General features: G+C 69.5%; 15 protein-coding genes and 1 tRNA gene. 6 read left to right on the top strand and 10 right to left on the bottom strand.

Features of this window, described 5'->3' with window-relative positions:
- Positions 1–5 precede the first annotated feature (5 nt).
- Both B0I32_RS24200 and B0I32_RS24195 read right to left on the bottom strand, forming a co-directional pair.
- A complete protein-coding gene (locus B0I32_RS24200) occupies positions 6–2,045 on the bottom strand; it encodes a chaplin (RefSeq protein ID WP_106243328.1) in 2,040 nt (679 codons plus the stop codon).
- Positions 2,046–2,427: 382 nt separating this feature from the next.
- Positions 2,428–2,991 (bottom strand): hypothetical protein, encoded by a 564-nt coding sequence (locus B0I32_RS24195; protein WP_245955996.1) that lies wholly within the window; start codon positions 2,989–2,991, stop codon positions 2,428–2,430.
- 421 nt (positions 2,992–3,412) lie between these two features.
- Here B0I32_RS24195 and B0I32_RS24190 point away from each other — a divergent pair.
- Positions 3,413–3,498: transfer RNA gene (locus B0I32_RS24190), tRNA-Leu, on the top strand.
- 217 nt (positions 3,499–3,715) lie between these two features.
- On the opposite strand, the gene B0I32_RS24185 is transcribed toward B0I32_RS24190, so the two are convergent.
- Positions 3,716–4,948: an IS256 family transposase gene (locus B0I32_RS24185; RefSeq protein WP_106243326.1), complete on the bottom strand. Its 1,233-nt coding sequence runs from the start codon at positions 4,946–4,948 to the stop codon at positions 3,716–3,718.
- Positions 4,949–5,609: 661 nt separating this feature from the next.
- On the opposite strand from B0I32_RS24185, the gene B0I32_RS24170 reads away from it, so the two are divergent.
- The gene (locus B0I32_RS24170; RefSeq protein WP_146178295.1) at positions 5,610–6,074 is read left to right on the top strand and encodes a hypothetical protein; all 465 of its coding nucleotides are present in this window, start codon (positions 5,610–5,612) and stop codon (positions 6,072–6,074) included.
- Between the two features lie 245 nt (positions 6,075–6,319).
- Complete coding sequence (locus B0I32_RS24165; RefSeq protein WP_106243316.1) at positions 6,320–8,401, top strand: tetratricopeptide repeat protein; 2,082 nt, start codon at positions 6,320–6,322, stop codon at positions 8,399–8,401.
- Positions 8,402–8,615: 214 nt separating this feature from the next.
- Here the strand turns inward: B0I32_RS24165 and B0I32_RS24160 are convergent, their stop codons facing one another.
- From B0I32_RS24160 to B0I32_RS24130, 7 genes are all read right to left on the bottom strand, one after another.
- On the bottom strand, positions 8,616–9,350 hold the full coding sequence (locus tag B0I32_RS24160) for a GOLPH3/VPS74 family protein (RefSeq protein ID WP_106243313.1): 735 nt from the start codon (positions 9,348–9,350) through the stop codon (positions 8,616–8,618).
- Positions 9,347–11,104: an alpha/beta fold hydrolase gene (locus B0I32_RS24155; RefSeq protein ID WP_181307709.1), complete on the bottom strand. Its 1,758-nt coding sequence runs from the start codon at positions 11,102–11,104 to the stop codon at positions 9,347–9,349. Before B0I32_RS24155 ends, B0I32_RS24160 begins: the two co-directional genes overlap by 4 nt.
- An 11-nt stretch (positions 11,105–11,115) precedes the next feature.
- Complete coding sequence (locus B0I32_RS24150) at positions 11,116–11,895, bottom strand: ABC transporter permease (protein ID WP_106243309.1); 780 nt, start codon at positions 11,893–11,895, stop codon at positions 11,116–11,118.
- A gap of 46 nt (positions 11,896–11,941) precedes the next feature.
- Entirely contained in the window at positions 11,942–12,826 is an 885-nt protein-coding gene (locus B0I32_RS24145; protein WP_106243306.1) for an ABC transporter ATP-binding protein, read from the bottom strand.
- Positions 12,827–12,945: 119 nt separating this feature from the next.
- Positions 12,946–13,548, bottom strand: a complete 603-nt coding sequence (locus B0I32_RS24140) for a response regulator transcription factor (RefSeq protein WP_106243304.1) — start codon at positions 13,546–13,548, stop codon at positions 12,946–12,948.
- 8 nt (positions 13,549–13,556) lie between these two features.
- Positions 13,557–14,675: a sensor histidine kinase gene (locus tag B0I32_RS24135; protein WP_106243302.1), complete on the bottom strand. Its 1,119-nt coding sequence runs from the start codon at positions 14,673–14,675 to the stop codon at positions 13,557–13,559.
- A 165-nt stretch (positions 14,676–14,840) separates the two neighbouring features.
- Positions 14,841–15,275: an Rrf2 family transcriptional regulator gene (locus B0I32_RS24130; protein ID WP_106243300.1), complete on the bottom strand. Its 435-nt coding sequence runs from the start codon at positions 15,273–15,275 to the stop codon at positions 14,841–14,843.
- Between the two features lie 131 nt (positions 15,276–15,406).
- On the opposite strand from B0I32_RS24130, the gene B0I32_RS24125 reads away from it, so the two are divergent.
- The 3 genes from B0I32_RS24125 (at position 15,407) to B0I32_RS24115 (ending at position 17,654) form a co-directional block, all read left to right on the top strand.
- On the top strand, positions 15,407–16,156 hold the full coding sequence (locus B0I32_RS24125) for an SDR family NAD(P)-dependent oxidoreductase (RefSeq protein ID WP_106243298.1): 750 nt from the start codon (positions 15,407–15,409) through the stop codon (positions 16,154–16,156).
- Positions 16,157–16,324: 168 nt separating this feature from the next.
- Positions 16,325–16,666 (top strand): winged helix-turn-helix transcriptional regulator, encoded by a 342-nt coding sequence (locus B0I32_RS24120; RefSeq protein WP_106243296.1) that lies wholly within the window; start codon positions 16,325–16,327, stop codon positions 16,664–16,666.
- Positions 16,667–16,715: 49 nt separating this feature from the next.
- Positions 16,716–17,654 (top strand): aldo/keto reductase, encoded by a 939-nt coding sequence (locus tag B0I32_RS24115; RefSeq protein ID WP_106243294.1) that lies wholly within the window; start codon positions 16,716–16,718, stop codon positions 17,652–17,654.
- The last annotated feature ends 38 nt before the right edge of the window (positions 17,655–17,692 follow it).

Raw genomic sequence — 17,692 nt, 5'->3', positions numbered from 1 at the left:
ATCCCTTACTTACGGCCGATCCGGAACCGGCGGGTGGCGCCGAACAGCGTCGCCGAGGCGGCGAGCATGGCGCCGGCCAGCAGCGCGAGCAGGGAGCCCGAGTTCAGCCCGGTCACGCCCGCGGGCTGCTCGGCGCTCATCAGGCCCAGCTGGGGCACCGGCAGGGCGCGGGTGGTGGAGTTGACGGCCCCGCCGAGCGGGGTGGAGGAGACCAGGTCGGTGGCCGGGGCCAGCGGGGAGCTCGAACGGGGCGCGACGGAGCGGCCCTTGCCGTCGACCGGCGCGGAGACCGCGGTGCGCTTCGGCTGGGCCGGAGCGGCGGGCATGCCGGGCAGCTCGGGGAGCTGGGGCAGGCCGAACGTCTTGGCCGCGTCGTCGACGACGGGGAGCTGGTGGGTGACGCCGCCGACGCTCTCCAGCTGCTTGGTCACGTCGGGGAGCTGCTTGGTCAGGTCGTTGGCGCTGCCGAGCCCCTGGGTGAGGCCGCCGACCTTGCCGCCGGCCTCCTGCACCCCGCCGAGGACCGGCAGGGACGGCGTGATGGGCAGCGTGCCGCCCTTGGCGCCCGACACCTTGCTGTTGAACCGGGCGAAACGCTCGAATCCGTCGGGACGCTGGAAGCCGGGCCGGCCGACGTTCGACCCGCCGAGGCATCCGGCTGCGGCGTCGCCCAGGACGGCCGCGGCGTTGCCGCAGACGTTGATCGGCGCGCTGATCGGCGCCACGACCTGGTTGCCCGACAGCACCCCGCCGGCGCCGGACGTACGGTTGCCGCCGCCCCCGACCCCGTGCTGCGGCCAGACGCCCGCGCCGCCCTTGCAGTGGGCCCGCGACGCGCCGAGCACGGCGGCCGCGTTGCCGCAGACGTTGATCGGCGCGGTGATCGGCGCGATGACCTGGTTGCCCGACAGCACGCCACCCGCGCCGGACGTACGGTTGCCGCCGACGCCCTTGCCGCCGTTCTTCACCACGGCGCCGCCCTTGCAGCCGGCGAACGCGTGGCCGAGCACGGCCACCGCGTTGCCGCAGACGTCGATCGGCGCGCTGATCGGCGCGACCGCCTGGTTGCCGCTCAGCACACCCCCGGTTCCCGAGGTACGGTTGCCGCCGGCGCCGGAGCCGCGGCGGGTGTTGTGCACCTCGGCGCCGCCCTTGCACCCGGCGACCGCGTTGCCCACGGCGTTGCCGCAGGCGTCGATCGGCAGGCTGATCGGGGCGATGACCTGGTTGCCGCTGCCGACCCCGAACCGCCCGTCGGTGTCGTTGCCGGTGGAGCCGGCGGCCTGGTGGTGGGCGCGGTAGCGGTTGCCCGGCCCGCCGTTGTTGGTGACGGTCGAGCCGCCCGCGCAGCCGGAGAACGCCCGGCCGACCGCGGCGACCGAGTTGCCGCAGATGTTGATCGGCGCGCTGATCGGCGCGATGACCTGGTTGCCGCCCAGCACGGACCCGTTGCCCGAGGTACGGTTGCCGCCCGCCCCCACGCCGGTGTTGTGCACGGCCGATCCGCCCTTGCAGCCCGCCGTCGCGTCGCCGAAGATCGCCACCGCGTTGCCGCAGGCGTTGATCGGCGCGCTGATCGGCGCGGTGATCTGGTTGCCGCCGAGCACGCTGCCGTCGCCGGAGGTACGGTTGCCGCCGGCCCCGCCCTTGCCCTGGTTACGAACGGTGGCCCCGCCCTTGCAGCCCGCGTCGGACTTGCCGATCAGCGAGACCGCGTTGCCGCAGGCGTTGATCGGGACGCTGATCGGCGCGTTGACCTGGTTACCGCCCCCGACGGACCCGTTGCCGGACGTCTCGTTGGGGATGCCGGGCCGGCCAGAGTTGACGACCTCGGCGCCGCCCTGGGAGGTGGCCTCCGACTTGCCGACCGCGGCGATGGCGTTGCCGCTGATGTCGATCGGGATGGAGACCGGCAGGTCGACCTGGTTGCCGCCCGCGACGGACCCGTCGCCGGAGGTGTCGGCCAGCGCGGTGCCGCCGCCGAACGACATGACGGCCACGGCCAGGAGAGCCGCAGGGCTCGTTGCCTTCGCCCACGTACGCATGATGGATGCTCCTAGTGGTTTGGGGGGATACCTGAACGGTTCGCGGGCAGCCCGAAGCCGTGCGAGGTTTCGCGCACAGCGGAGACCTCGGATTCGCGAACCAGTCGAACGGATGTCTTTCACCTGCGGGCGGAGGGATTCGTGCCACGCTCCGCCGTCATTTCGGCCTGTCGGCCGGCCTCGTCCCCGTCGCTTCGATGGGCGATCAGGAACCGGCCTCGATCACGGTCGGCTCTGGCCCCGCTAGGGTCTGCTCCGTCCCGACCTCAGGGACCTCGCTCCGGTCAGCCCGATCGCGGCCCATGACGGACCAGACGAATCAGACGCGGACCTGTGAGGACCTAGCCGGGGGAGTAAGACCGGGGACCAGCCGGGAATTCACTCAGTCAGGTGAGAAAGAAGGGTCGTCCGCCGCTGTGCGGACGACGGGGGGAAGCAGGCGCGCCAGGGGGGCGCGCCCAGCCTGGAGCCGCGGGTCGAACCCGGACCTCGCGACATCCCCGGTCGCGGCCCCGAAGGGACCGCTGTTACCGCCGGTGGGCACCAAACCATTGGTGTCCAGGATCTCTCCGGCGGAAGAAGGTACAGGCAGGCCAGGATCCTGCTGGCTGTTGAGGCCGTCGACCGTACGTCCTGCCATGGCTTCGGCGTTGTCCGAAGCCGAGGCGTGGTCCGGGTCTAGGAGGGACTGCTGCGCGACCCCGGACAGAGCCGCTCTCGCCGCCGCTGTGGTGGCCGCTGCCGCTCCCGTCTCCGCACTCGCGTCCGTCGCCCTCCCTGTCGCCGCGGTGGAATCCGCGGCCGCCGGGGCGGCGGTGAACGTGCTGAACAGGACAGCGAGCAGCCAGCCGGTGGCCACCAGGGCGCCAAAAGCGGCTGCCCGCACGACGACCCGACGGGCGCCGGCCGCGAACCGCGCCATCCGGTCAGCCCGATCGGTGGTCACGTCCTGCGCCGGGGTGAACACACGAGGGCGGCGGACAGCCCGGGCCTGAGCCCTCTGCCGCCACACCGCCTCACGCGCCACAGTTCCTCCCGAGTATCCAGAACCGACCTCACACCGTGAGGCCGGTCCGTGGACTCACCCCTCAACGTTCCGTAACCGTAGCAGCACCCATGGTTGCCGCAAGAGCTTTTCACCCGAGACCCAGAATTTGGCCAACCCCCTCCACCCAAACCCTCCCCAACCACCCCACGAACCTCCGCCCACCCCCATGCCGCCCCCATCCCCACCCCCCATCGCGCCTTTGCACGAGGGCTTACGGCACGCCTCCGGCAAGGTCGCGATACTTGGTATGACGCACTGCTCAGAGTTTGCTAACCTTACGGAGCCGACGCGAGATGACGGTCCCGCGTGCAGGCACCAAGTCCGGGTGGCGGAATAGGCAGACGCGCTAGCTTGAGGTGCTAGTGCCCAGTGATGGGCATGGGGGTTCAAGTCCCCCCTCGGACACGTACCGATTGCCGATAGGGTCCTGGTCACAAGCAGACGTGACCAGGACTTTTTGTTTTGACGGGTGGTAGGTCAGCCGCAGGCCGATGTCCGCATAGATCTTCGCCTTGCGGAGTGGGTCCGCGTTCGAGAGCACTCGCACCATGCCGCCGAGTCTGTGGGTCACGTCCCACGGAGTGGTGTAGTTCGGTTCTCGCGTGAGGCTCTGCTGGTTCGACTATGCCGTCATGAGTTCGGTGTGCGCCACCTCCTTGGGGTCGGTGCTGGGTGGGGTGAGTAGGGCCATGGAGCTTTCGGATAGGTAGCGGCGGTCGGCGACTTGCCATTCGTCGTGGGCTTCGACCAGGACGGCGCCGGCCAGGCGGAGCAGGGCTTCGGGGTTGGGGAAGACGCCGACGACGTCGGTGCGGCGTTTGATCTCCTTGTTGAGCCGCTCGAGCGGGTTGGTCGACCAGATCTTCTTCCAGTGCGCGGGCGGGAACGCGGTGAAGGCCAGGATGTCGTCGGCGGCTTCGTGCAGCATGGTCTCGACCTTGGGGAACTGGCGGCCGAGCATGGAGGCGATCACGGCGAGCTGGTCGCGGACCATGTCGGGGGTGGGCTGCGCGAAGATGGTGCGGATGGCGGCGGCGACCATCTCGGCTGACCCCTTCGGGACACTCGCGAGCACGTTGCGCAGGAAATGAACCCGGCATCGCTGCCAGGCTGCGCCGAGCAGGACGGCGCTGATGGAGGTGACCAGGCCGGCGTGGGCGTCGCTGATGACCAGCTGCACCCCAGCCAGGCCGCGGGCTTTCAGCGAGCGCAGGAATGCGGTCCAGAAGGCGCCGTCCTCGCTGTCACCGACGCAGAAGCCGAGGACTTCGCGGCGGCCGTCGGCGGTGACGCCGGTGGCCACGATGACGGCCTGGGAGACCACCCGCCGGTTCACGCGTGCTTTGCAGTAGGTGGCGTCCAGGAACAGATACGGGAAGCTCTGGCCGGCCAGTGACCGGTCGCGGAAGGCCGACACCTCCTCGTCCAGGTCGGCGCAGATGCGCGAGACCTCGCTCTTGGAGATGCCGGACTCGGCGCCGAGGGCTTTGACCAGGTCGTCGACCTTGCGGGTGGATACTCCGTGCAGGTAGGCCTCCATCACCACCGCGAACAGCGCCTGATCCACGCGGCGGCGGCGTTCCAGCAGGCAGGGGAAGAACGAGCCGGTGCGCAGCTTCGGGATCTGCAACTCCAGGTCCCCGGCGGTGGTGGTCAGCGTCCGCGGCCGGTGCCCGTTGCGCTGCGCGAGGCGGTCCGGGGTGCGCTCGTTCGGGGCGGCGCCGATCACCGCGGTCAGCTCGGCCTCGATGAGGGCTTGGTAGATGGTTTCGGCGGCGTGCCGGATACGTTCGCTCGCCTCGGAGTTCTTCAGTACCGCAAGGACCTCTAACAGGGCAGACTGGTCCAGGGCCATCGCGTTGTCCTTTCCGTGTTGCTTGGCGGTATCACGCAGAGATTCACGCGATGGCCCTCGCCGTTGAACACGACGCGCCGTTCGTAGCCCGATCTACACCACTGGACGGGACGCAACCGAGTCTGCTGTGTGTGATCTCCGCCAGCTCATCACGTCCCAGCCGCTTCTGAGGCAGTACGTGCACGCTGTCGAGCCGTTGCTCGGCCGCCTTCTTGCGGACGAGCTCCTCCTGAATCCAACCGGCGACCAGAGCCGGGTCGGCCCCGGCCTCAAGGGTCGCCCGGTGCTGGTCTACGTTGTGCGGCGCGAACAGCTGGCAAAGCCAACAGTCGAGTCGCGGGACGACTCGGTCCTCTCGTAGGTAGACGTTCCACCGGAGTCTGGTGATGTGGCCCAGACCGACGTCATCCACGGCAAGGAGCGATGCAGCAGCGACTCCAGTGCGTGCAGGAGGAGTTCTTCCTCCTGCACGCCGAAGACGGCTTGCCTTCGCAGGCCGCGCACACGGTGCCGCTTCCCCTCACGATCCGAAGGCGTTCCGAACACGATCGGTCCGCTCTGATCACCATGAGTAGTAGGCCGCGACAGGCCCCCAGTAACCGGTCAATAGTGGGTAACTTCGAAATAAGGGATGTCTTCTTCACTTGTGTGAGGTGAGTCCGTGCTGCCGGAAGCGTTGGCAGCGCTGGCCGCCGCGGGTGGAACCGCGGTGGTCAGCGCGATGGCCACTGACACCTGGGAATCCGTCAAGGCGGGGCTCGGGCGGATGTTCGGACGTGGGGATGGCGCTCGAGCGGCGGCGACTGAGCACCGCCTGGAGCGTGCCAAGGCCGAGCTGGCAGTCCTGTCAGGCGTCGAGCTGGAACGGGCCGGCGACGCACAGGCGGCGGCTTGGCGCACGCGGCTGGCCGACCTGCTGGAGGATCACCCCGAGGTGGCCGATCAGGTACGCACGATGATCGCCCAGGTGCAGGCCTCCAAGGCGACCGTGACGGCGGGAGATCACGCGGTCGCCGTAGGCGGCGACGTCACCATGGAGGCGACCGGCGGTGGCGTCGCTGCGGTGATGATCGAGGGATCGGTGCTGACGAACCGCCCTCCATCGCCGGGCCCGGACCGGGCCTGACCGCGCCCGGCCGCTCAATCGCAGGTCACACCACGCTCAGCGGCACGTCCGTGCATGCCTACGACTCGGCGATAGCGGTCGGGGCCCTCGGTGGTGAGCGTCCGCCGACGCCTACCCGTCCGGTGCGGCTTATGCCCCGCCCCCTGCAACTGGCCGGTCGGGAGCGGTTGCTGGGAGTGGTCCGAGAGCGGTTCACTGCCGCGGGCCCGCAACCGAGGGTGGTCGTACTCCACGGACTTGGCGGTGTGGGGAAGACCAGCGTGGCGGTGGAGTACGCGCACCGCTTCCAGCACGAGTACGGGCTCATCTGGCAGGTGGCGGCCGGAGACGCGGCCACCTTGACGGCCGAGTTCGCGGAGCTGGCGTCGCTGCTGCGTGTACGGGAGCTGATCGACCGGTCCGACCCGGTGGCGCAGGTGCACGCGGCCCTGGCCGCCCGGCCGGACCAGTGGCTGCTCGTCCTGGACAACGTGACGGCTCCTGAATCGATCCGGCGCTCCCTGCCTCCGGCGGGACGCGGTCACGTGCTGATCAGCACCCAGTACGCGCACTGGCCGGCCACCCAAGCGGTGGAGGTGCCCGTACTCGAGCAAGCGGTGGCGTCCCGTTTCCTCCAAGTGAGCGCACAGGACACGGACACGGACACTGCGGACGCCCTGGCCGCGGAGCTCGGATCGCTGCCGCTGGCCCTAGAGCAGGCCGCCGCCTATATCCAGGCGACCGGGGGCAGCCTGCGCCGCTACCTTGACCTGCTGCGAGAGCAGCGCGTCGAGCTGCTCTCGCGAGGGCGACCGTGGGGGTACGACAAACACGTCGTCTCGACATGGGGCCTGGCGTTCCAGGAGCTGGGCCGGACGGATCCGCAGGCGATCACCTTGCTTCGGCTGCTGGCCTGCTATGCCGCGGAGGCCATACCGATCCGGCTGCTGCTGTCGGGCTACGAACGCGTACGCGAGTGGGGTGACGCACACGTCCAGCGTTCCATCGAGGCGCTGGCGGTCAGCCCGCTGGCCGGTGACGAGGCCGTCGCCGCGCTGCGTCGCCATTCCTTGATCGGCCCGCCCCTGGAGGGCAGGGCATCGATTCACCGCCTCGTCCAGGCGATCACCGTCGACCAACTGCCCAGCGCCCAGCGCGGCCACTGGCGCGCTGCCGCAGCCGCTTTGCTGGACGCCGTCCTGCCCGAGGAGCCGAAGCAACGCCACAACTGGGCCACCTTCACCACCCTGCTGGCTCACGCGCGGGCCACCCTCCCTCCCGAGTCCAGCGGCTTCCAGAAGGCCGTCGCGTACCTGAACGCCAGCGGCGACTACGCGACCGCGATGATCCTCCAACGACAGGTACTCGACAGCTATCTGCAACGGCTGGGCCCCGACCACCCGCTCACCCTGACCGCCCGGTCCGAGCTCGCGCGCTGGACAGGTCGGGCCGGAGATCCGATGGGCGCGGCCAAGCAGTACGCCGCCCTGCTGCGCACGCGTGAGCAGGTGCTGGGCAACGAACACCCCGAGACCCTCACCGACCAGGCCGACCTCGCCTACTGGACCGGTCAGGCGGGGGATCCCGTGACCGCCCGGGAGCAACTGGCGGCGCTGTTGACGGTCCAGGAACGCGTTCAAGGCCCAGAGCATCCCCATACCCTCACTACCCGGGCACACCTAGCCCGCTTCACCGGGCGGACGGGGGACGCGGCGGCTGCCCGCGACCAGTACGCCGCGCTGGTGCCGCTTCGCGAACGGGCGCTGGGGCCCGAACACCGCCATACCCTCACCAGCCGCGCCGAGCTGGCCTACTGGACGGGCCGCGCGGGCGACCCGGCCGCCGCCCGCGACCAGTACGCCGCACTGCTACCGCTGCGCGAACGCGTCCAAGGCCCCGAACATCCCAGCGTCCTCATCGCCCGGGCCGAGCTGGCCTTCTTCACCGGGCAGGCCGGCGATCCGGTGGCCGCCAGGGATCAGCTGGCGGCACTGCTGCCCGTACAGGAACGCGTCCAAGGCCCCGAGCACCCGCACACCTTGGCAACCCGCAGCAACCTCGCCACATGGACCGGGCAAGCCGGGGACGCGGTCGCCGCCCGCGACCAACTCGCCGCCTTGCTGCCGCTCCGGCAGCGTGTGCAAGGCGCCGAACACCCTGAAACGCTCACCGACCGGGCCGACCTGGCCCGTTGGACGGGCCGGGCGGGAGATCCGGCGGCGGCTCGTAACCAGCTTGCCGCGCTGCTGCCGCTGCGCGAACGCGTGCAAGGTCCCGACCATCCGAGCACCCTTGCCACCAGGGAGAACCTCCTCCACTGGGCAAAGGCCGCAGATCGGTCTCGATGACGAGTGATGGGTGGGGCCGCCGACAGACGCGTGCAGCTGTCGGCCAGATGGACATGGGCGGCATCGAGGAGAACCTGACGTTGGGCGCGTCATGCACGGCGGTACTCCTGAGGAGTCTCGGCCTGCCACGTGCCCTCGAAAGGGTGCAGAGTGGCCGTGGCGGAAGGACTCCCTTCGGCCGTGCGGCTCGATAGGGCGGACGAGGCACGGGGCACTAGCCGCTGCCGGCCGCGTTCGCGGCGGCTGACGCGCTCAGGGCACCGCTGATGGCGGCGATCGTCGCCCGGGTGACGGCCGCTCCCACCGCCGCCGCGCCCCAGTTGCCGTTCTCGAGCTCCTTCGCCCGGTGGATGACCGTCGACGTCCACGGGATCTCGGGATCGAACTGGTGCAGGTTGGCACTCGCCGAGAGCAGCGCCGTGATCGCGGCGGTTCTGGCGTCGGGCTCGGTCCCATCGACGAGCGTCGCGCGCACCCGCGCGAGCAGTTCCGCACGCCGTGTGCTCCCGAGCTCGAAGGACTCCGACGGGATGAAGCCGAGCACCTTCTTGCGCTCGCGTCGCAGATGCCCGTCGTCGACGAGCTTGCCGAGGACCTTGCTGCGCAGTTCCGGACCGATCCCCGCGATCACCGTCTGCACACCGCGCGGCTTCGTGGCGAGGTAGTCCCACGCCGCGCGGAGGATGTCGTCGTGCGGGGCGTCGCCGCGTGCGGCGACGCGGCGGACGAGCCGGCCTGCCTCCTGCACCTCGGTGAGGCCGCGGAGGGTGAGATCCGCGACGACGGCGCCGCCCAGCACGTAGTACAGGTGGTTCTCGCCCGCGATCGCGCCGGAGGACGGCTGGTAGAGCAGCAGCAGCACGTCCTCGACGAGCAGTGGCTCGTCGATCGAGCGCACGGGCGGCGCATCGTCCGCCCGATCGGCCGGTACCTGGTTCTCGTCGTTCATCGTTGCCTCTCAGCGGGGATGGTCGGGTCGGTGAACCGAGGGACGTCGGTGACGTGCTCGGCGTTCTCGCCGAGCGGTGTCCACGACTCGTACGTGGAGCGCTCCAGGGGTAGGGCCTTGCCGGCGGCGACGATCGTCCGTGCGGGCCGGTCGCCGCCGAGGAGGAAGTCGATCACCGGTTGGTCCACCTCCTCTGTGCCGTAGGGGAACACCCCGTGGATGCTCTCGTTGTCCACGGCGATCAGGCTCGTGTTCGGCAGTCCTGTGCCGGCGGCCCGGCCCTGCTCGAACGGCGTCATCGAGTCGAGCTCGCTCTGCAGGACGATCGTCTCGGGGAAGCTGTCGTCCAGGGGCGGCATCTTCGAGTCCGTAGGCCAGAACGCGCACGTCGGCGTGACCAGCAGCCCCAGCTGCGCTGACAGCGGCGCGACCGCTGCCGTGCGTTCGTTGAACTCCTCCCAGTAGTCGAGGCCCTGCGTCCACTGGCCGTCCGTGCACGCGGTGAACTCGATCACGTAGCCGTGCGTGCCGCGGACTGTTTCGCCCGGTTCGTGGACAGGGGCGTCGCCGAGTCCTGCGAGACGTTCGTGCGCCGCGGCCCGTAGCTTGTCGGGCAGGTCCGTCCGATCGACGATGCGAGCAGCCGACTCCACGGGGATCACCGGGTCCGTCGGTGTCTCGCCCTCGGCGATGATGCTCGACACTAGGCTCGCGGCCGCCGGATACGCGGCGGGGTTGGAGAAGGCGACCGGGCCGTTGACCGAGTTCCAGGCGTGGCGCGCCGCCAGCGACCGCTCCGGGGTGCTCGTGGCCGCGAAGTACCGCTTCCAGATGGTTTCCGGGTCGGACCCGAGCCCGAAAGTCGCGTCGTTGCGGGCGATCCAGTTCATCATGTGCAGGCGGAACTGGCGATCACGGCCCTGGTGGGCGGCGTTGTACAAGGTCTGGATCGACTTCTGTGTCGAGTCCGTCGCCGAGTCGAGCACCATCCGCTCGATGTTGTCGGAGAAGAGGCTGCCGAACCAGGTCCCGAGCCAGGTGCCGTAGGAGTAGCCCATGTAGGTCACCGACTCGAGCCCGAGAAGGTGGCGGATGAAGTCCATGTCGTAGGCGGCCTGCTCGGTCGTCATGGTCGCCACGTCGGCGTCCTGCGAGCAGGCTTCGCCGATCGCTCGCGCCTCGGCCGAACGCTCGTCGTCCGGGACGTACTCGTATGCGTACTCGCATTCCGCGTGGCTCGACTGACCGAGACCGCGCTGGTCGAAACTGACGTAGTTCGTGCTCGGACGGAGCTCCGGCGTGTACGCCTGGACGGTGGCGCTGTAGGACAGCCCGGATGCGTAAGGTCCGCCGGGGTGCGTGATGATCGTCGTACGGTAGCCGGGGTTCGCGGGATCGATGTTGCGCGCCTGAGAGATCCGGACATCCCAGGTCACCTCGGGATCGGGGTCGTGCCAGTTCCGAGGGACCTGGATGGTGGCGCACTCCACGTTGGACAGATCTGCGCCCGGCAGGGGCGGGCCGTCATCGTTGAACTCGCAGGCCTCCCAGGCCGGCTCCTGGTCCGCAAGCGGGCCGGCGAGTGCGGCGACATCCGGTGTCTGCCTCTCTTCACCGTTACCGCCGCTCCGGAACGCGATCGTGCCCGCCACGAGAGCGGCGGCCACTGCTCCGGCGGCCGCGATCCTCACTGTCAGCCGCCTGAGTCTCCGGGGCCGCCCGGTCTCCGCGTGCGCGGAACTGTCACTGGGCATGAGTGGTCTCCTCATCGGTCGCGAAGCGCGGATCGCCGCATGCGTCGAGCGATGGCCAGGCGCTGGTCGGAGGCCGCCCGGGGATCCCAGCGGAAGTAGCGGGTGGCCAGGGTGACGGCGATGGCGACCCAGGCGAGGGTGGGGGCGAGCAGGAGGAGGGAGTCGCTGAGGGCGACACCGCCGTTCCAGGCGTTCATCACGAGTTCGGTGGCCGCGCCACCGGGTAGCAGGCGTTTGAGCATGGCCAGGTCCTCGGTGCCGGTGAGGCCGACCCAAGTCGTCACCGCGATCACGCCTAGAGTGACGGGCAGGATGGTGACCTGCGCGTGCTCGGGCGAGTTGGTCACACCGGCGGTGGCCAGGCCGAGGCCGATCATCATCGCCACGGTGACCAGCACGGCCACCACCAGCAGCCCGGCATTCTCCGGGCCGCCGGCGACCACACCGAGCACGGTCATGATCGCCGCGACCTGGATCAGCGCGATCACGGTGACCGGCAACACCAGCCCGACCAGGATCTGCGCGTCGGCGGCGGCGGTGGAGCGCAGTCGCTTGAGGAACAGGTTCTGTCGTCGCGAGGCCAGCGTGGTCACCACGGTGGAGTACAAGCCGAACGCGCACACGGTGAACATCACGATCCCCGCGATGTAGCCGAGGGAGCCGACCTGTGCGAACAACTCGTGCTGGTAGAGGAAGAACGCACAGACCGCGATCGGGATCACGAAGCTGGTGATCAGTACCGACCGGTTCCGGAAGATCTGGATCAGCTCACTGCGAGCGATCGAAAGCATGACTACGGCGCTGCCTCTCTGGGGAAAGCCGTCGGCGAGAAAGCCGTCAGTGGTTGTTGATCGCGCGGAAGACATCGTCGAGCCGGGTCGGCCCGGCTGCGAGCTCCCGCAGCTCTATCGCGTTGTCCTGGGCCCATCGCAGCAGGACGAACAGGTCTTTCTGCAGCTGGTGGGTCTCGATCAGGAACGTGCCACCACTCTCGCGGCGGCCGGGCAGCGGCAGCGCGGGCGACGTCCCCGGCAGCCTGAACTGGATCACCGCGGGCAGCGTCCGCGTCAGCTCCGCCACGGTGCCCTCCTGGTGAAAGGTCCCCCGGTGCATCAGCCCGATCCGGTCCGCGCGCTGCTGCGCCTCCTCCAGATAGTGCGTGGTGAGCACAATCGTGGAGCCGTCCTCACGCAGCTTGTCCACCGCGTCCCACAGCGCGTCCCGCGACTGGATGTCCAGCCCCGTCGTCGGCTCGTCCAGGAACACCAGCTCCGGCGTCCCCCACACCGCCGTCGCGAAATCCAGCCGCCGCTTCTCCCCACCCGAGAGCTGCGACACCTTCGTGCCCGCCTTGCTCGTCAGGTCCACGATGCTCAGCACTCGCTGCAGCCGGTCCTGCCGCCGGGTCAGCGCACCGATCAGCCCGATCGACTCCCGCACCGTCAGATCCGGGCTGAAGCCGCTCTCCTGCAACATGATGCCCATCCTCGGCCGCACCGCCGCCCGATTCCGCGGACTCTGGTCCAGCACCCGCACGGCCCCCGACGTGGGCACACGATGCCCCTCGATCGTCTCCAGCGTCGAGGTCTTACCCGCACCGTTCGTCCCCAGCAACGCGTAGAACTCACCCCGCCGCACCTGGAAGGACAGATCCTTCACCGCGTGGAAGTCCCCGTACTTCAGGTCCAACCGCTCGACATCGATCACTGGTGTGGAAGTCATACCTGACATCTCAGTGCCACCGCCCCCAGGACGGCAGTGCGACCACGTCACTGATCTGCGATGACATTCCGTCGAGTGAACACATGACACCACGTCACTGGTGCCGGACGTCCCGGCTGTTACAGCCAGTCGTGTTCGCGCGCGTACCGGGCGGCTTCGTGCCGGGTGCGGGTCTGGGTTTTCTGCATGGCGTTGGAGAGGTAGTTGCGTACGGTGCCTTCCGCGAGGTGGAGCTGGGCGGCGATGTCGGCGACCGAGTAGCCGTCACGGGTCACGCGCAGCACGTCGAGCTCGCGGTCGGTGAGCGGGCAGTCGTCGACGAGGGCCAGCGCGGAGACGTCCGGGTCGATCCAGCGCTTTCCTTCGTGCAGGGTGGCGATGACCTTGGCGATGTGCGCCGGTTCGGCCGACTTGGTGACGAAGCCCTGGACGCCGAGTTTGAGCGCCTTGCGGAGCACTCCGGGTTTGGCGTGGCGGGTGAGCATGAGGATGACCTGGTTCGGCCGGGTGCGGCGGATTTCGGCGACAGCGCCGAGACCGTCCACGCCGGGCATCTCCAGGTCGATGACGAGCACGTCGGGCTGGTGTCGCAAGGTGGCGTCGACGGCGCTCTCGCCGCTCGCGGCCTCGGCGAGCACGGTGATCTCGCCCTCGAGCGGCAGCAGCGCGGCCATCGCCTTGCGCAGCAGGGCTTCGTCGTCGGCGAGTACCACCGTGGTCATCGGTTCTCCTATGCTTCTGAACGTCGGTGCGGCAGGGTCGCGGCGGTCAGGAACCGTCCATCGTCCTGCTCGACCGTCAGTTCACCGCCGTCGCCGGCGACGCGTTGCCGCAGGGCGGCCAGCCCCCGGAGTTCGGGCAGTGGTGCGCGCTGGGCGCCGTCGTTGACGATGGTGATGCTCGTCGCCGACAGGGTGATCCGCACGCGCGTCGCCTGGGCGTGGCGGAGGATGTTGGTGGTCGTCTCGCGGAGGACCTGGCCCAGCAGTTCGCTCGCGTCCTGGTCGACGTCGGCCTCGCGGTTGACGCGCACCCTGATGCCGGCGGCCTCGAAGAGGTTGCGCGCGTTCTCCAGCTCGGCGGACAGGTTGAGCCGTCGCTGCGCGTAGGCGAGTTCCTTGGTCTGGGCGATGGTTTCGCTGACGAGGGCGTGGATCTCGCGCAGTTCCTGCTTGGCTCGTTCGGTGTCGGCGTCGGTGTCGCCGTCCACCAGCTTCTGCGCGAGCGCGGTCTTCAACTTCACCACGTGCAGCGTGTGGCCCTGGATGTCGTGCAGGTCACCGGCGAACCGGACGCGTTCGCGGATGACGGCCAGCTCCGCCTCCCGTTCGCGTGCCTCCTCCAACTCGTCGACGACGTCGTAGAACCCCTTGTTGGGGAACATCAGCCCGACCACCACCACGGTGACGCCGACGGGGACGAGGACGAACTGGAACAACACACCGGGAACGTCCTCATGCGACACCAGCAGCCGCGTCGCGCCCACCACGCCGACGTAGACGGCGAGCGCCGCGGCCGCCGCCACCCGGTACCGAGGCAACTGGGGGATGACGTAGGAGCCCACACAGGAGACGCCGAAGAACGCCGCCGAGCTGCCGACCACCAGCACCGCGAAGGGCCACACGGCCGCGGTGACGACCAGACAGGGGAGCGCGACGCGCAGCACATCACCCGCCGCCCACCGCGTGAAGCAGACCATGGTCGCCACCACACCGGCGCCGAGGACGACGGCCTCCCACCAGGACCGGGCGTAGTCCGCCACCGAGATCGCCCCGACCACGGCGAGCAACGGCAGGAACATGGTGAGGTTGAGCCTGCGGAGCTGCCCCTGCGCAGGCTCGGTGTCCATGGGTGGCTCTCCGGGATCGAACGGCAGGGGTCTGCTCCTCAGCTCAGGTCACTGCCGTTGAGGGTATGACAACCGGCGATGCGCGTTGACCGGACGGAAGCCCTCGATCGCGCCGGCGATCTCCACCTCAGTCACCGACCCCGAAGGACTCACGGGCAGGACCGCTCAGCGAGGTGCCGCGAGGACATCCTGGAGTACGTCCTCCAGCGTGACGCGGGCCAGCTCACGCCGGAGGGCCTCCTCGACGCCGTCGTAGACGCGCTGCATCGCCGGCTGGATGCCGTGACCCACCACGCATCCCGGGTCCGGGGCCGCGCGGTGCAGCGCGAACAGCGGACCGGGTTCCACCGCTTCGTACACGTCGAGCAGCGTGATCGACTCCAGGTCGCGCGCCAGCGACCAGCCCGCACCCACCCCGCGCCGGGACTCCACGAGCCCCGCCCTGCGCAGGTCGCCGAGCAGCCGCCGGATCACCACCGGATTCGTGTTCGCGCTGGGCGCGATCTGCTCGGAGGTGGCGACCTCGTGGCCCTGGCGCTGGTAGAGGCCGATCCAGGCCAGCGCGTGGGCGGCGATGGTCAACCTGCTGTTGGCGCTCATGAACTCGTTCCCCTCGGTCGCAACTCCTGATGTTACGACAACGCCTGTCGTAACAACTACAGTTGCGACAACCTGTCGTAACCGTTAATGTTCCGACTGCCAGAAGAGGTCAAGCAGTGAGGTGAGAAACCATGAACAAGCCGCTGACGGGCAAGGTCGCCTTGGTCACTGGAGGGTCCCGCGGGCTGGGAGCCGCTACCGTGCGGCTGCTTGCCGAGCAGGGCGCCGACGTCGCGTTCACCTACGTCAGCTCCGACAAGCAGGCGCAGGACGTCGTCGACGAGGTGCGCGGCAAGGGAGCGAAGGTCGTGGCGTTCAAGTCCGACCAGGCGGACGTGAGCCAGGCTCCGGCGCTGATCGACGACGTGATCGCGCACTTCGGTGGCCTGGACATCCTGGTCAACAACGCGGCGATCTCGGTGAGCGGGACGGTGGACGATCCAGATGCCGACACCGCCGCGCTGGACCGGATGCACGCCACCAACTACCTCGGGGTGATCGCCGTCATCCGGGCCGCCTCCCGAGTGCTGCGCGAGGGCGGCCGCGTCGTCACGGTGAGCTCCGGGTTGGGCACTCGAGCCGGCGTCCCGGGCGTGGCCGACTACGCGGCGACCAAGGCGGGGGTCGAGCGGTACACCATGGGCGTCGCCCGTGACCTAGGCTCCCGAGGCATCACCGCCAACGTGGTGGAAGCCGGGCTGATGGTGGGCGGCATGGAGACGCCGAACCCCGAGACCCTCAAGGCCCTGCTCAGCTCGCTGTCCCTGCAGCGCATGGGACACCCCGACGAGATCGCGGCGGCGATCGCCTTCCTGGCCGGCCCCGCCGCGTCGTACGTCACGGGCGCCGTGCTGGACGCCCACGGCGGCTACAACGCCTGACCTGCGGCCCCGTCCGCTCACCCTGCTGGATCCCGCGCTCAGAACGATTTCGACGGGACGTTGTCGGCCACGACGCGTACTGTGCCCGGACATGACGACCTTCCGTTCGCAGCGAGTGGAGACGCTGCTCGGCAGCGAGATCACACAAGATTCGCGCGGGGCGTTCTCATGAGATCCGACGTGTTCCTGGCCGACTGCCCCGCCCATACCACCTTGAATCTGGTGGCCGATACCTGGGCCGTCGTCGTCGTGTTCGGGCTGGGGCGCGGTCCGCTGCGCTATACCGAACTGCGCGGCCGGATCGGCGGGATCAGCAACAAGATGCTGACCCAGACGCTGCGCAAACTGGAGCACGGCAAGCTCGTGGAGCGGCGAACCCTGCCCACCGCGCCCGCGGGCGTGGAGTACCGGCTGACTCCTCTCGGCCAGAGCCTGCTCGGGCCGGTGTCGGTGCTCGCCCAGTGGGCCGAGGAGCACGCCGACGAGCTCGCAGACTCCGACGGCGGCTGACCTGTGTGGGGAACCAGCGGGTTCCCCACGGCCTCCTAACGTTGCCGCCATGAAGATCGGAGACAGTGACCTGGAGGTGTCACCGCTGTGCCTGGGGGGCAACGCCTTCGGCTGGACGGCCGATGAGGACACCTCGTTCGCCGTGCTGGACGCCTACGCCGAGGCGGGCGGCAACTTCATCGACACCGCGGACATGTACAGCCACTGGATACCCGGCGGAAGCGGCGGCGAATCGGAGCGGATCATCGGCCGCTGGATGAAGGCCCGCGGCAACCGCGACCAGATGGTGATCGCGACCAAGGTCGGAGCTCTTCCGGGCTTGGACGATCTGGCGGCGCGGACGATCCGGCGCGGTGCCGAGGATTCGCTGCGACGCCTGGGGATCGACCACATCGACCTCTACTACGCGCACGTGGACGACCCCAGCACCCCGCTCGCCGAGACGCTCGGTGCATTCGACGCGCTGGTGAGGGCCGGCCTGGTCCGCCACATCGCGGCGTCCAACATCACCGCGGACCGGTTGTCAGCGGCTTTGGAGATCTCGGCACGCGAAGGGCTGGCGCCGTACGTCGCCCTGCAGGCGGAGTACAACCTGGTGCAGCGCGAGGGCTACGAACGAGATCTGGCACCCACCGTCGCCCGGACCGGGCTGGCCTGCCTGCCCTACGTCGCGCTGGCACGCGGGTTCCTCACCGGGAAGTACCGCCCCGGCGGCCCGCAGGTGGACAGTCCCCGCGCCGACCGGGCACGTGCTCATCTCGAGGGCAACGGCCCCGCGGTGCTGGCGGCCCTGGACGAGGTCGCCGCCGCGCACCAGACCTCGATGGCCGCGGTCTCGCTCGCCTGGCTGGCCGCCCAGCCCACCGTGGCCACTCCCCTGGCCGGCGCCCGCAACCCGGACCAGCTTGCCGACCTGCTCCCGTTCCTGACGCTACGGCTCACCACCGACGAAGTCGCCCTGCTGGACAAGGCCAGTGCCTGGGCATAGACCACCATCGACAAGCCATCTCTGCTGCCGCGAGCGGA

Origin of the sequence: Nonomuraea fuscirosea (assembly GCF_003001935.1) — a bacterium.
In the GTDB taxonomy this organism is placed as follows: domain Bacteria; phylum Actinomycetota; class Actinomycetes; order Streptosporangiales; family Streptosporangiaceae; genus Nonomuraea; species Nonomuraea fuscirosea.
This window is presented reverse-complemented; position numbering and strand designations above follow the sequence as displayed.

Bases quoted from the DNA above. Each gene is read 5' to 3' on its own strand.
- B0I32_RS24120 (WP_106243296.1), top strand. From the start codon at position 16,325: ATGAGATCCGACGTGTTCCTGGCCGACTGCCCCGCCCATACCACCTTG.
- B0I32_RS24155 (WP_181307709.1), bottom strand. From the start codon at position 11,104: ATGCCCAGTGACAGTTCCGCGCACGCGGAGACCGGGCGGCCCCGGAGA.
- B0I32_RS24135 (WP_106243302.1), bottom strand. From the start codon at position 14,675: ATGGACACCGAGCCTGCGCAGGGGCAGCTCCGCAGGCTCAACCTCACC.
- B0I32_RS24140 (WP_106243304.1), bottom strand. From the start codon at position 13,548: ATGACCACGGTGGTACTCGCCGACGACGAAGCCCTGCTGCGCAAGGCG.
- B0I32_RS24115 (WP_106243294.1), top strand. From the start codon at position 16,716: ATGAAGATCGGAGACAGTGACCTGGAGGTGTCACCGCTGTGCCTGGGG.
- B0I32_RS24145 (WP_106243306.1), bottom strand. From the start codon at position 12,826: ATGACTTCCACACCAGTGATCGATGTCGAGCGGTTGGACCTGAAGTAC.
- B0I32_RS24200 (WP_106243328.1), bottom strand. From the start codon at position 2,045: ATGCGTACGTGGGCGAAGGCAACGAGCCCTGCGGCTCTCCTGGCCGTG.
- B0I32_RS24150 (WP_106243309.1), bottom strand. From the start codon at position 11,895: ATGCTTTCGATCGCTCGCAGTGAGCTGATCCAGATCTTCCGGAACCGG.
- B0I32_RS24160 (WP_106243313.1), bottom strand. From the start codon at position 9,350: ATGAACGACGAGAACCAGGTACCGGCCGATCGGGCGGACGATGCGCCG.
- B0I32_RS24130 (WP_106243300.1), bottom strand. From the start codon at position 15,275: ATGAGCGCCAACAGCAGGTTGACCATCGCCGCCCACGCGCTGGCCTGG.
- B0I32_RS24125 (WP_106243298.1), top strand. From the start codon at position 15,407: ATGAACAAGCCGCTGACGGGCAAGGTCGCCTTGGTCACTGGAGGGTCC.
- B0I32_RS24185 (WP_106243326.1), bottom strand. From the start codon at position 4,948: ATGGCCCTGGACCAGTCTGCCCTGTTAGAGGTCCTTGCGGTACTGAAG.